The 13,149-nt window shown below is 68.7% G+C and carries 9 protein-coding genes; 7 read left to right on the top strand and 2 right to left on the bottom strand.

Annotated features, from left to right (window positions below):
- Positions 1-50 precede the first annotated feature (50 nt).
- A complete protein-coding gene (locus AC1RNC_RS04245; protein ID WP_492883954.1) occupies positions 51-1,604 on the bottom strand; it encodes a L,D-transpeptidase family protein in 1,554 nt (517 codons plus the stop codon).
- 207 nt (positions 1,605-1,811) lie between these two features.
- Here AC1RNC_RS04245 and AC1RNC_RS04240 point away from each other — a divergent pair, with 207 nt between their 5' ends.
- The 4 genes from AC1RNC_RS04240 to AC1RNC_RS04225 all read left to right on the top strand — a co-directional run bounded on the left by AC1RNC_RS04240 (position 1,812) and on the right by AC1RNC_RS04225 (position 9,031).
- Positions 1,812-3,623, top strand: a complete 1,812-nt coding sequence (locus tag AC1RNC_RS04240) for a glycoside hydrolase family 15 protein (RefSeq protein ID WP_492883952.1) — start codon at positions 1,812-1,814, stop codon at positions 3,621-3,623.
- 117 nt (positions 3,624-3,740) lie between these two features.
- Positions 3,741-6,644 carry a TonB-dependent receptor gene (locus tag AC1RNC_RS04235; RefSeq protein ID WP_492883950.1) on the top strand — a complete coding sequence of 968 codons (2,904 nt, stop codon included), beginning with the start codon at positions 3,741-3,743 and terminating at the stop codon, positions 6,642-6,644.
- Between the two features lie 117 nt (positions 6,645-6,761).
- Positions 6,762-7,556, top strand: coding sequence for a trehalose-phosphatase (gene otsB, locus AC1RNC_RS04230; RefSeq protein WP_492883948.1), 795 nt, complete (start codon positions 6,762-6,764; stop codon positions 7,554-7,556).
- Positions 7,553-9,031 (top strand): alpha,alpha-trehalose-phosphate synthase (UDP-forming), encoded by a 1,479-nt coding sequence (locus AC1RNC_RS04225; protein ID WP_492883946.1) that lies wholly within the window; start codon positions 7,553-7,555, stop codon positions 9,029-9,031. Before otsB ends, AC1RNC_RS04225 begins: the two co-directional genes overlap by 4 nt.
- Positions 9,032-9,199: 168 nt before the next feature.
- Here AC1RNC_RS04225 and AC1RNC_RS04220 read toward each other — a convergent pair whose 3' ends face one another.
- Positions 9,200-9,565, bottom strand: a complete 366-nt coding sequence (locus AC1RNC_RS04220; RefSeq protein ID WP_492883944.1) for a BlaI/MecI/CopY family transcriptional regulator — start codon at positions 9,563-9,565, stop codon at positions 9,200-9,202.
- Positions 9,566-9,787: 222 nt separating this feature from the next.
- Here AC1RNC_RS04220 and AC1RNC_RS04215 point away from each other — a divergent pair, with 222 nt between their 5' ends.
- The 3 genes from AC1RNC_RS04215 to AC1RNC_RS04205 all read left to right on the top strand — a co-directional run bounded on the left by AC1RNC_RS04215 (position 9,788) and on the right by AC1RNC_RS04205 (position 13,134).
- A complete protein-coding gene (locus AC1RNC_RS04215) occupies positions 9,788-10,612 on the top strand; it encodes a 2-keto-4-pentenoate hydratase (protein ID WP_492883942.1) in 825 nt (274 codons plus the stop codon).
- Positions 10,613-10,641: 29 nt separating this feature from the next.
- Positions 10,642-11,916 (top strand): MFS transporter, encoded by a 1,275-nt coding sequence (locus AC1RNC_RS04210; protein WP_492883940.1) that lies wholly within the window; start codon positions 10,642-10,644, stop codon positions 11,914-11,916.
- 162 nt (positions 11,917-12,078) lie between these two features.
- A complete protein-coding gene (locus tag AC1RNC_RS04205; RefSeq protein WP_492883938.1) occupies positions 12,079-13,134 on the top strand; it encodes an oxidoreductase in 1,056 nt (351 codons plus the stop codon).
- Positions 13,135-13,149: the final 15 nt, after the last annotated feature.

Genomic DNA, 13,149 nt, shown 5'->3' with positions numbered 1-13,149 from the left:
CGCCTTACCCGACACCAATGCCGGGAGGACATCCCAAAAATTTCAGGAAATCAAGCTGGGCCAGAACGAAGTGCGGCGATACGCTGCACCAGCTCGCGATCCCAGCCGTAGGGATCGTCGCGGAAGTTGACCTGCCCGTCCGGGGTCACATAGGCCGTCCAGTACAGCAGGAAGACCGCGATCTGCTGCGGCAGCTTGGCCCGCACGGTCTCGCCAGAGGCCAGGGTCGCGTCGATCTTTTCCGGCGTCCAGGTCATGTCGCCGGCCAGCAGCGCCTTTGCCAGCTCGATCGGCTTTTGCAGGCGCACGCAGCCATGGCTGGCCAGCCGGCTGAAGCTGTCGAACTTCGATCGGCTGGGCGTGTCGTGCAGATAGACCCCGTAGGGGTTGTTGAAGTCGAACTTCACCTGGCCCAGGGCCGCCTTGGGGCCGGCCTTCTGCTGCAGGCGCGAGCCGCCGTCGCCGGTCGGGATGACGATGAAGTCATTGCGGCGCAGATAGCCCGGGCTCTTGCGCTCCTTGGGCCACAGCTCCTTGGCGGCGATCGAGGACGGCACGTTCCACGGCGGGTTCAGGACGATCGAATGGATCATCGACGAGAGCATCGGCGTCTCGTCGCCCGGACGACCGGTGACCGCGCGCATGGTCAGGGTCGGGGTGTCGTGACTGAACATCGACAGGATGGCGGCGGCGACGTTCACCTGGATCCGGTCGGCCGGCAACACCTGCGGCAGCCAGCGCCAGCGCTCCATGTTGGCGGTGATCTGGTCCAGGCGACGTTCGACCGGGATGTTCAGGGCGTTCAACGTGGCCTTGTTGAGGGTCCCGGTCGGATTGAGGCCGAAGCGCTTCTGGGCGCGCTGCACGGCCTGGGTCAGGGCGGCGTCGAAGATCGGCGCCGCGTCGACCGCGATCGTCGGGTCCTCGACGGCCAGGCGGGCTTCCAGCGCGACCACCCGCGGACCGGTCGCGCCTTCCTTCAGCTCGGGACCGGCGACCAGCGGCGACCAGCCGCCCTTGGCGGCGATGTCGCGATAGGTGACCAGGCCCTTCTGCAGGGTCTGGTAGCCGGTATAGGGCGGCGGCAGCGTCCCCAGCCACGCGGCCAGGCGGTCCTGCTGCACGGCGGCGTAGAATTCGGGCGCGGGATCATAGGCGGCGGGACGCAGGCCCCACTCATTCTTGAAGCCGCTGAGCGGCAGGCGGCCCGAGCGCACGGCGCGGGCATAGGCCAGGGTCAGGCTTACCAATTGCGCTTGGCCGGCGATGCGGGCCATCGCGTCGCGCGACTGCAGCTGGGCGATCGCCTGGTCCGGCGAAAAGGCGCCCGGCTCGAAGCCGTGCAGATAGGCGTCGCCCAGCACCTGGCGCAGCAGGTCGATCTGCTCGGGCCGCAACTCGACGCTGGAATAGTCCGGCTGGATCACCGGCGTCCGGGGGGCCTGGACCTGCGGGACGGCCTGCGGGGCCATTTGCGGGGCGCGGCCACCGGCCAAGGGCGGGCGCTGCGACTGGGCCATCAAAGGTTGAGCTTGGGCCGCCTCCAGGGACAGCAGCGCTATCGCCGCCGCCAGGACGCCGCAGGATCTCGAAACTCGCATCACCGTCGAACAGCCCGCCCGCGCACTCGCGGCCCAGCCGCATTGAGGTTTCCAGATGGCCGGCGTCGGCCCTCCGCGTCAACGAAGGTAGCGCGAAAGGCGAGCCTTCCCCCCATCTCCTGAAGACGTTTTCCGACAACAGGAACCCGCAAGCCACACCGTCGGTTTCATTCATAATGGGGCGCGCCGGATAACCGGCCGATAATGGCGATGGACAAGGCTTTGCATCAGAAGACTCTCGACCTCTTTCCGATCGGCAATTGCGCCGTCAGCGCGCTGATCGACACCAGCGGCCGCTTCGTCTGGGGCTGCGCCCCGCGCGTCGATTCCGATCCCGTGTTCAGCGCCCTGCTCGACGACACCGATATCGAGGGCGCCGACGCCAAGGGCGTGTGGGACGTGCAGGTCGAACGCCGGGCCGAGACCCGCCAGGGCTATCTGCGCAACACGCCGATCCTTCGCACCGAGATCGCCGACGAGGACGGAGCGCGGTTCGAGATCCTCGACTTCGCCCCCCGCTACCAGCAGTTCGGCCGCGCCTTCCGCCCCACCGCTTTCATCCGCCTGATCCGGCCGATCATCGGGGTGGCGCGCATCACCCTGCGCCTGCGGCCCACCGCCGGCTGGGGCGCCAAGGTGGCCGAGCACACCTCGGGCTCGAACCACATCCGCTATCTGTGCTCGGACATGACCCTGCGCCTGAGCACCGACGCGCCGGTCTCGCATATCCTGGAGGAGCGCACGTTCCGGCTGGAGCGGCCGATCGCCATGTATCTGGGCGCCGACGAGGGTTTCGACGCCCCGATCGGCGCGACGTGCGAGCGGATGCTGCGCGAGACCGACAACTACTGGAAACAGTGGGTTCGGGGCCTGGCCATTCCGCTGGACTGGCAGACGGCGGTGATCCGCGCCGCCATCACGCTGAAGCTCTGCATGCACGAGGAGACGGGCGCGATCGTCGCGGCCCTGACCACCTCGATCCCAGAGCACGCCGACAGCGGCCGCAACTGGGACTACCGCTACTGCTGGCTGCGCGACGCCTATTACGTGGTCCAGGCGCTGAACCGGCTGGGCGCGGTCGACATCCTGGAGAACTATCTGGGCTATCTGCGCAACATCGTCGATCGGGCCGGCGGCGGCCACATCCAGCCGCTGTTCGGGGTGGGCTTCGAGGAGGTGCTGACCGAGCGCTTCGCCCCCGACCTGCCCGGCTATCGCGGCATGGGCCCGGTCCGCGTCGGCAACCAGGCCTATGAGCACATCCAGAACGACGTCTACGGCCAGATCGTCCTGTCGACGGTCCAGGCCTTCTTCGACGAGCGCCTGCTGCGACCGGCCACGGTCGAGGATTTCGAGGCGCTGGAGCCGGTCGGCGAGCGGGCCTTCCAGCTGCACGACCAGCCCGACGCCAGCCTGTGGGAGTTCCGGGGGCGGGCCAATGTCCACACCTACTCGTCGGCCATGTGCTGGGCGGCCTGCGACCGCCTGGGCAACGCCGCCGAGAAGCTGGGACTGACCGACAAGGCCGCCTTCTGGAACAGCCGCGCCGCCCAGGTGCGCAAGGTCATCGAGGACCGCGCCTGGAACGACAAGCTGGGCCGCTTCGCCGCCACCTTCGAGGGCGACGAGCTGGACGCGTCCCTCCTCCAGCTCGTGGACCTGCGCTTCCACAAGCCCGACGACCCGCGCAACGTCGCCACCCTGAAGGCGATCGAGGACGGCCTGCGGCGCGGGGCCTATCTGCTGCGCTACGCCACCCCCGACGATTTCGGCTCGCCGCAGACGGCGTTCAACATCTGCACTTTCTGGCTGATCGAGGCCCTGCACCTGTCCGGCCGTTCGGACGAGGCGCGGGCATTGTTCGAGGACATGCTGTCGCGCCGCACGAGCGCGGGCCTGCTCTCCGAGGACATCGGCTTCGCGGACGGGGAGTTGTGGGGCAACTACCCGCAGACCTATTCCCTGGTCGGCCTGATCAATTGCGCGGTGCTGCTAAGCCGGCCCTGGACATCGGTGCGATAGACCTCGAAGACCCTTCAGGTGCGCGATATTGCGGCGCGGGAAGATTCTGAAATCCTCGTGTCACATCGCGCGGGCAACGGCGACGTTGGGACGCTCGAAAATCGGAGAAGCTCTTTGGTGAGCCGCAAACTGGCCTTGGCCGGCGTCCCTCTGCTGGGCATCTGGGGCTGCGTCGCGACGAGCGCCTACGCCCAGGCGACCAAGCCCGCTGTCCCGGCCTCCGCCGAGCAGACCCCCAAGCCCACCGCGGAGAAGCCGGTCACACCCGAGGACCTCGACAACGAGGTCGAGGCCATCACCATCACGGCCAGCGGCAAGCCCTATGGCGCGGTGATGGGCGACATCCCGCCGGAAGAGACCTTCAGCGCCGCCGACGTGCGTTCGTTCGGGGTCTCGTCGATCACCGACCTGCTGACCGAGCTGACGCCCCAGACCACCAGCGGCCTTGGCGGCGATCCGGTCGTGCTGCTGAACGGTCGTCGCATCTCCGGCATGGGCGAGATCCGCGACATCCCGACCGAGGCCATCCAGCGCGTCGAGATCCTGCCCGAGGAAGTGGCCCTGAAGTACGGCTACTCGGCTGACCAGAAGGTCGTGAACGTGGTGCTGCGCCAGCGCTTCCGCGCCGCCACGATCGAGGGCCAGGTCGGCGGCTCCACGGCCGGCGGCCAGCTGAGCGAAATGGCCAACTACAGCCGCCTGCAGCTGAACCGCGACGGCCGCACCAACATCGCGGTCAAGATCCAGAACAGCGACCGGCTGCTGGAAAGCGACCGCGACCTGACCAGCCGCAACGACAGCGGCCTCTATGACCTGGTGGGCAATATCGGCCCCGCCCTGCCCGGCGCGACGCAGATCGATCCGGCGCTCAGCGCCCTGGTCGGCGCGCCCGTCACCGTGGCCGGCGCGCCGGGCTCGGCGGCCAGCGGCCGCCCCGCCCTGTCGGCCTTCACGCCCAATGTCGCCAACACCAGCGACCTCTCCGACAGCCGCACCCTGCTACCCGAGAACCAGCAGCTTAGCCTCAACAGCGTCACCAACCGCTACATCCTCGACCGCGTTTCGGCGACCCTGAACCTGGGCCTGACCGCCTCGCGGAACAATTCGCTGCTGGGGCCGGCGCGGGCGCGTTTGCTGATCCCCGGCGGCGACCCGTTCTCGCCGTTCAGCCAGACCGTGGCGCTCTATCGCTATCTGGGCGAGCTAGCCCCGCTGGAGCAGACCAGCCGCAACCTCGCGGGCCACGCCGGCTTCACCCTGACCAAGGACACGGAAGACCTGCGCCTGTCGCTGACCGGCGCCTACGACCACGCGATCAGCAAGACGGAGACCGACCGGAGCGTCGACCTGACCGGCGTCCAGACCCGCCTGACGGCGCTGGATCCGACCCTGAACCCGTTCGCGCCGCTGTCGGGCCTGTCCCTGACGCGGGACCGCGCCCGCTCGACCACCGACACGGCCGACCTGCAGTTCGTGGCCAACGGCGCCCTGGCCAAGTTCAAGGCCGGGGATCTGTCGACCACCTTCAAGCTGGGCGTCAACGGCACGAAGCTGGACGCCAGGTCGTTCCGAAACGGCGTCGAGGCCGACAGCGACCAGTCGCGCGGCGATCTCAACACCCAGGTCAGCTTCGACCTGCCGCTGGCCAGCCGCCGCAAGGGGGTGCGGGCCGGGATCGGCGACCTGTCGGCCAACCTGAACCTGGCCGCCCGCCATGTCTCGGACTTCGGGACCCTGACCACCATCGGCGGCGGCCTGAACTGGTCGCCGCTTAAGCCGGTCAGCTTCATCGTCTCGGCAACCCGCCAGGAGAACGCCCCCAGCATCGCCCAGTTGGGCAATCCGCTGGTCACCACGCCGGGCGCGCGGGTGTTCGACTATGTGCGCGGCGCGACCGTCGATGTCACCCGCGTCAGCGGCGGCAATCCCAACCTGCGGGCCGAGGAGCGCAACGTCCTGAAATTCGGCGTCAATTTCCGGCCGGAGAAGATCCAGGGCCTGACCCTGAACGCCAACTACACCCGCATCCGCATCGACAATCCGGTCGCCGGTTTCCCGGCCGCGACGGCGGCGGTCGAGGCGGCCTTCCCCGATCGCTTCACGCGCGACGCCGACGGCAATCTGACCCGCATCGACAGCCGACCGGTCAACTTCGCCAAGCGCGAGAGCGAGCAGATCCGCTGGGGCCTGAACTTCTCCCGCCAGATCGGCAAGACTCCCCCGCCGCCTCCGGGCGGATGGCGCGCGCGCCAGGGCGTCGGCGGTCAGCGGCAGGACGGCGCGAGCATCCCTGGCGGCGATCTCCTGCGCCGCGCGCCCGCCAACGGCGGCGCCGGTGGCGAGCCGGGCCGCGCGCCCCGGCCCGACGACCAGGCCCAGAACCCGCAGAGCCAGCCCGCCCAGACCGGCGAGGAGCCCCCGCGTCCGAACTTCGGCGACCGCGGCGGCGGCGGCGAGGGTCCCCGCTTCGCCGGCGGCGGCGGACGCGGTGGCGGCGGCTTCGGCGGTAGAGGCGGCGGCGGCAATCCCCGCGCCACGCGGCTGCAGCTGGCCCTCTTCCACACCATCCACCTGCGCGAGCGGGTCATGATCGCCGATGGCGTTCCGGCGCTCGATCTGCTGGGCGGCGACGTCCTGGGCTCGGGCGGCGGCCAGCCGCGCCACGAGGTCGAGGCCCAGGCGGGGATCACCCGCTATGGCCTGGGCGCGCGCGTCTCGGCCGACTGGCAGAGCGCCACCCACGTCCGCGCGGGCCTGGGCGGGGCGTCGACCGACCTGGACTTCTCTGACCTGGCGACCATCAACCTGCGCCTGTTCGCCGATCTCGGCGTGCGACGCGAGCTGGTCCAGGCCCATCCGATCCTGCGGGGCACGCGCCTGACCTTGTCGGTCAACAACCTGTTCGACCAACGGCAGACCGTGCGCGACGCCACCGGCGTGGTCCCGCTGACCTACCAGCCGGACTATCTGGACCCGCGCGGCCGGGTGCTGTCGTTCAACGTGCGTAAGCTGCTGTTCTAGTCACGTCCAAGTTCGAGGCCTCCGCGCAAAAACACGTGAGCTTCAGTGTCCCGGGGGATCGAACCGTGCCGTTCGGCGTTCTTGGCGGATGTTGCTTTCTGATGAGGGGGTTCTCGCATGACCGCGGCTCAAACGGTCTCGCGCCTGGAATCTGTCGATCTCGCGCCCCCACCCGTCGAGTTGCCGCGCCGTTCGGCGCTGTTTCTCGACCTCGACGGCACGCTGGCGCCGATCATGCCGCGTCCAGACGACGTGGGTCCCGATGCGCGCCGCGCGCGGGTGCTGGCGCGCCTGCGCGACGCGTTGGAAGACCGCGTGGCCGTGGTCAGCGGCCGGGCCCTGACCAATCTCGACTACATCCTGGACGGCGGCGTGCCGGCGATCGGGGCCGTGCATGGCCTGGTGCGCCGCAGCGCCGACGGCCAGATGGTCGAGCGCGAGCCCCACGCGGGCCTGGCCGACGCCCGCCGCATCCTGGTAGAGTTGGCGCACTGCGAGCGCGGCCTGTTGTTCGAGGACAAGGGCCTGTCGGTCGCCCTGCACTACCGCAGCGCCCCCGGCTGCGCGGAGGCGGTGATCGAGGCCGCCGAACGCCTCTCGCAATCCACCGGCCTCGTCCTGCAGCTGGGCGACATGGTCGCCGAGCTGCGCACGCCCGGCGCCGACAAGGGCGCGGCCGTGACCGCCTTCCTGCGCGAGGCCCCGTTCCTGGGCGCGACGCCCGTGTTCGTCGGCGACGACCTGACCGACGAGGACGGCTTCTCCGCCGCCAACCGGCTGGGCGGCTTCGGCGTCCTGGTCGGCGAGCCCCGCCCGACCGAGGCGCGCTATCGCCTGCCCAACACCGAGGCGGTCTTCCGCTGGCTGGAGGGCCTCAGCGCGCCCCAGAGTGTCCTTGGGGTCCCGGCGTGAGCCGGCTGATCGTCGTCTCCAACCGCGTCAATCCGCCGAATCCGGCGGAAGGCGGCGAAGGCAGCGTCGGGGGCCTGGCCATGGCCCTGGCCGCGGCCCTGCGGGAATATTCCGGAATCTGGTTCGGCTGGAGCGGCAAGACCATCCCGGAGTTCACCGGCCAGCTGAACATGCAGCGGATCGAGGGCGTCACCGTCGCCACCGTCGATCTCGAGGAAACCGACTACCAGGAATATTACAACGGCTACGCCAACAAGACGCTGTGGCCGCTGTTCCACTATCGCGTCGACCTGACCGCCTATGACCGCTCGTTCGGCGAGGGCTATGACCGGGTCAACAAGCGCTTCGCCGAGACCCTGCTGCCGCTGATCGAGCCGGACGACATCGTCTGGGTCCACGACTATCACCTGATCCCGGTCGCCCGCGAGCTGCGGCGGATGGGCGTGACCAACCGGATCGGCTTCTTCCTGCACATTCCCTGGCCGGCCCACCAGCTGGTCACCACCCTGCCCCGCCACAAGGCGCTGGTGGAGGCGCTGTTCCACTACGACCTGATCGGCTTCCAGACCGAGGAGTCGCTGCAGGCCTTCGAGGGCTACGTGTTCTCGGAAGTGAGCGGCCGCAAGAACGAGCGCGGCGAGCTGGTCGCGTTCGGCCAGCGCACCTGCGCGGCCGTCTTCCCGATCGGCGTAGACGCGGCGGACTTCGCCCAGATCGTCCAGGGCGAGAACGCGCGCAAGGTCTACGACCGGATGATGGCCCACAGCGTCTTCCGCAAGATGATCGTCGGCGTCGATCGCCTGGACTATTCCAAGGGCCTGGAAGAGCGGCTGATCGGCTTCGAGCGTTTCCTGGCGGACCATCCGGACATGGTGCGCGACGTCATGCTGCTGCAGATCGCCCCGATCTCGCGCGACGAGGTCGAGGCCTATCAGGACCTGCGCGCGCGGCTGGACGGCCTGATCGGCCGGATCAACGGCGCCTATGCCGAGATGGACTTCACGCCGATCCGCTACGTCAACCGCTCCTACCGCCGCGACGAGCTGGCCGGGATCTATCGCGCCAGCCGCGCGGCCCTGGTCACACCCCTGCGCGACGGCATGAACCTGGTCGCCAAGGAATATGTCGCCGCCCAGAACCCCGACGATCCCGGCGTGCTGATCCTGTCGCGCTTCGCCGGCGCGGCCCGGCAGATGAAGGACGCCCTGATCATCAACCCCAACAGCCCGGAGGAGATCTCCGACGCGCTGGAGCGGGCCCTGTCCATGGAGCTGCCGGAGCGCCGGCGGCGCTGGCAGGCGCTGTTCGACAATGTCAGCCGCGAGGACGTCACCGCCTGGCGCGACGACTTCGTCACCGCCTTGCGCGCGCGGCCCGGGCCGGAGGGAGATGAACCGGAAAAGCCGGTGCTAACGCTGGACCTGGCGGCCAAGGCGTTGAAGGCTGGACCTGAAGCGAGCGCGATGCGGGCTTAGGCGTTAGGTCTTCGCGTTCATCCCAAAAACCGATCTCCCCGGCGAAGGCCGGGGCCCAGATTCAGCCTGAGCGGTTTGGGATGATCCGAGATACGCCCTCATTAGCCTATCGAGCGCTCTTGGGTTCGATCTGGGCCCCGGCCTTCGCCGGGGAAACGGAGTTTGGAGCTACTTCTCGCTCATCCCGTCGATCAGCTTCTTCAGCTTCTCCACCTCATCGGCCCGCAGCGGACGGTGCTGGGCGAAGTGGCTGATCAGCGGGGCCAGCTGGCCTTCGAACAGGCGGTCCAGCAGGCCCTGGCTCTCGGAGTGCACATAGGCGCTGCGGTCGATCAGCGGGCGGTAGCCGTGCTTGCCATCGGCGCGCTCGGACTTGATCGCCTTCTTTTTCAGCAGGCGGTTGATCAGCGTCTTGACCGTGGCCTCGCCCCACTGCTGGGAGGCGCCGACCTCGGCCACCAGATCGTCGGCCGACATCGGCTGGCGGCGCCAGAGGGCTTCCATGACATGCGCTTCGGCGGCGGTGATGTGCATGACACTTACATCCGTAATTCATCGGGGACGCTATACCCGCTATTACGCGTGTCAAGCCGCGTCTGGTTCATCGCCTGTCGATGGCCGCGAGCAGAGTCTGGCCGCGCCGGCCGCTTACGGCTCATTGTCAATGACACCGGTTTCCACTAGAGACTCCCCAAACCTGTGACCATGGCCCGCCAAGCGGGACCTGTGCTGAATATTCGAGGGAGGATTAGCGGCGTGACCGTTTCTGAGGCCGACAGCGAGGTTTTCGCCCCCGCGGCCATTGCTCCCCAATTCGTCAAGGCCCGTCAGGAGGGCGTCAGCGTCCCCGGCTATCCCGGCGGCGTGATTCCCTCGACCATGGCCGAAGGCTACGCCGTTCAGGATCTGGCTATCGCCGCCTGGCCGGACGAACTGGTCGGCTGGAAGGTCGGTCTGGTGCCGCCGCAGCATCGCGAGCGCCTGGGCGTCGACCGCCTGGCCGGCTGCATCTTCAAGTCCAAGGTCCAGGACGCCTCGACCGACGGCCAGCCCAATAAATTCCGCGCCATCGCAGGCGGCTTCTGCGCCGTCGAGGCCGAGTTCATCGTCCGCCTGGGCCAGGACGCCCCGGCCGACAAGACCGAGTGGACCGCCGAAGAGGCGGCCGACTATGTCGGCGAACTGCTGGTCGGCGTCGAGATCGCCGGCAGCCCGCTGGCCACCATCAACGCGCTGGGCCCGACGGTCGTGGCGTCTGACTTCGGCAATAACGATGGTCAGATCATTGGTCAGGCCATTTCCAACTGGCGCGACATCGCCTGGGAGGATATGCCGGTCGAGACCTTCCTCAACGGCAAGTCGGTGGGCAAGGCCACGGCCGCGACCATCCCGGGCTCTCCGCTGGCCGCCCTGGCCTTCCTGCTCGGAACCGTCGCCGCGCGCGGCAAGCCGCTGAAGAAGGGCATGATCGTCACCACCGGCGCCACCACGGGCATTCACGACGTGGTCGCCGGCGATGTCGCCCATGTGAGCTTCGGCCCGTACGGAACCGTGGACTGCATCGCCGTCCCGGCCAAATAAGAAGACCATAAGGGGAAGGACGCGTGTCCATGGACGTTTCGAAAGCGCCCGAGCCATCCGAGAAGATCGGACGGTACCGTTGGGTGATCGTCAGCCTGCTGTTCGCGGCGATGGTCATCAACTACGTCGATCGCCAGACGATCGGCCTGCTGAAAGCGGACCTGTCGAAGGAATTCGGCTGGGACGAGACCCACTACGCCGACCTCGTGTTCTATTTCCAGATGGCGTACGCGATCGCGTACCTGGCCTGGGGCAAGATCATGGACAAGATCGGGGCCCGCTGGGGCTTCGGCGTCGCGTTCGCGATCTGGCAGATCGCTCACATCGCCCACGCCGCAGCGGCCGGCTTCGGCGGCTTCGTGGCCGCCCGCATGGGCCTGGGCATCGGTGAGGCCGGCGGCTTCCCCGGCGGCATCAAGGCCGTGGCCGAGTGGTTCCCCAAGAAGGAGCGCGCCTTCGCCACCGGCCTGTTCAACGCCGGCACCAATATCGGCGCCATCGTCACGCCCCTGGTCGTGCCGGGCATCGTGCTGGCCTTCGGCTGGCAGATGGCCTTCATCGTCACCGGCGTCGCCGGCCTGGTCTGGCTGCCGATCTGGCTGCTGGTCTATCGCCGCCCGCGCGAGCAGAAGCGCCTGGGCGCGGCCGAACTGGCCTATATCGAGCAGGATCCGGCCGACCCCGTCGAGAAGATCGGCTGGACCAAGCTGCTGACCAAGAAGGAAACCTGGGCCTTCGCCCTGGGCAAGTTCCTGATCGACCCGATCTGGTGGATGTTCCTGTTCTGGCTGCCGGACTTCCTGGGCAAGCGCTACGGCCTGGACCTGAAGTCGTTCGGCCCGCCGCTGATCGCCATCTATCTGCTGAGCGACGTCGGTTCGGTCGCCGGCGGCTGGATGTCGTCGACCCTGATGAAGAACGGCGCCAGCATCAACAAGGCCCGCAAGCTGACCATGCTGGTCTGCGCCCTGCTGGCCGTGCCGGTGATGTTCGCCGCCAAGGCCGACAGCGTCTGGCTGGCCGTGCTGATCATCGGCGTCGCCACCGCCGCCCACCAGGGCTTCTCGGCCAATCTCTACACCCTGCCCTCGGACGTGTTCCCGCGCGCCGCGGTCGGCTCGGTCGTCGGCATCGGCGGCATGCTGGGCGCCTTCGGAGGCATGGTCTTCTCGAAGTACATCGGCAAGGTCCTGGACCAGATCGGCAGCTACACCCCGATCTTCATCGTCGCCGGCAGCGCCTATCTGATCGCCCTGCTGGTCATCCACCTGCTGACGCCCAAGATGGAGCCGGTGAAGATCTGACCGGCGCGTCCTTCGAGGCGCGCTAAGGAGCGCGCACCTCAGGATGAGGACCGTTGCTGAATCCCTCTTCCTGAGGCGCCCGCATCGCGGGCCTCGAAGGACGCAGGGCCGAAGACGAAAGGCCGGGGAGCAATCCCCGGCCTTTTTCGTTAGAAGGCGGTCATGGCCACCTCCCCTCTCCACGTCGCGCCCCTTAAAGTGGCCCTCGTCGGCTACGGCTATGTCGGCAAGACCTTCCACGCCCCGTTGATCGCCGCGACGCCGGGCCTAGCGTTGCGCACGGTGGTGTCCAGCGACCCGGCCAAGGTCGCCGCCGACTTCCCGGAGGTCCGCGTCGTCGCCGACCTCGAGGCGGCCCTGACCGATCCGGCCATCGACCTGGTGGTCATCGCCACGCCCAACGCCCTGCACGCGCCCCAGGCGATCGCCGCGCTGACCGCCGGCAAGGCCATGGTGGTCGACAAGCCGTTCGCCGTCAGCGCCGCCGAGGCCGAGACCATGGCCGAAGCCGCCAGAGCCGCCGGCAAGCTGCTGGCCGTGTTCCACAACCGCCGCTGGGACAGCGACTTTCTCACCCTCCAGCGCCTGATGGCCGATGGCGTCCTGGGCGAGATCGTCCAGTTCGAAAGCCATTTCGACCGCTTCCGCCCCCAGGTTCGCGACCGCTGGCGCGAGCGGGCCGGCCCGGGCGCCGGCGCCTGGATGGACCTTGGCCCCCACCTGCTGGACCAGGCCCTCGCCCTGTTCGGCGCGCCGCTGGCCATCGCCGCCGATATCGGCATCCAGCGTCATGGCGCGGGCGCGGACGACTATTTCCACGTCACGCTGCGCTACCCGATCCTGCGGGTGATCCTGCACGGCAGCCTGCTGACCGCCGCCGCCGACCCGCGCCTGGCCGTCCACGGAACGAAGGCCAGCTTCGTCAAGCACGGCCTCGACCCGCAGGAGGGCCAGCTGAAGGCCGGCATGACCCCGGGCGCGGCCGGCTATGGCGTCGACACCCGCCCGGGCGTGCTGACCACGGTGGAGAACGAGGTCCAGGTCCACGCCCCCGTCCCGCCCGAACCGTCGGACTATCGGGCCTTCTACGCCGGGGTTCGCGACGCCATCCTCCACGGCGCGCCCTCGCCCGTGCCGGTGGAGCAGGCCCTGCGGACGATGGCGCTGCTGCAGCTGGCCCAGCGCGCCTCGGACGAGCGGCGAGAGCTGCCGATTTAGCCGCCCGAACCGGGT

This window comes from Caulobacter sp. GW822-FHT01G02 (assembly GCF_058802865.1).
Note: the sequence above shows the minus strand (reverse complement) of the source record. Positions and strands in the feature narration are given on the sequence as shown.

Excerpts from the sequence above, each read along its gene's own strand:
- AC1RNC_RS04240 (WP_492883952.1), top strand. The coding sequence starts at position 1,812 with ATGGACAAGGCTTTGCATCAGAAGACTCTCGACCTCTTTCCGATCGGC.
- otsB (WP_492883948.1), top strand. The coding sequence starts at position 6,762 with ATGACCGCGGCTCAAACGGTCTCGCGCCTGGAATCTGTCGATCTCGCG.
- AC1RNC_RS04220 (WP_492883944.1), bottom strand. The coding sequence starts at position 9,565 with ATGCACATCACCGCCGCCGAAGCGCATGTCATGGAAGCCCTCTGGCGC.
- AC1RNC_RS04210 (WP_492883940.1), top strand. The coding sequence starts at position 10,642 with ATGGACGTTTCGAAAGCGCCCGAGCCATCCGAGAAGATCGGACGGTAC.
- AC1RNC_RS04205 (WP_492883938.1), top strand. The coding sequence starts at position 12,079 with ATGGCCACCTCCCCTCTCCACGTCGCGCCCCTTAAAGTGGCCCTCGTC.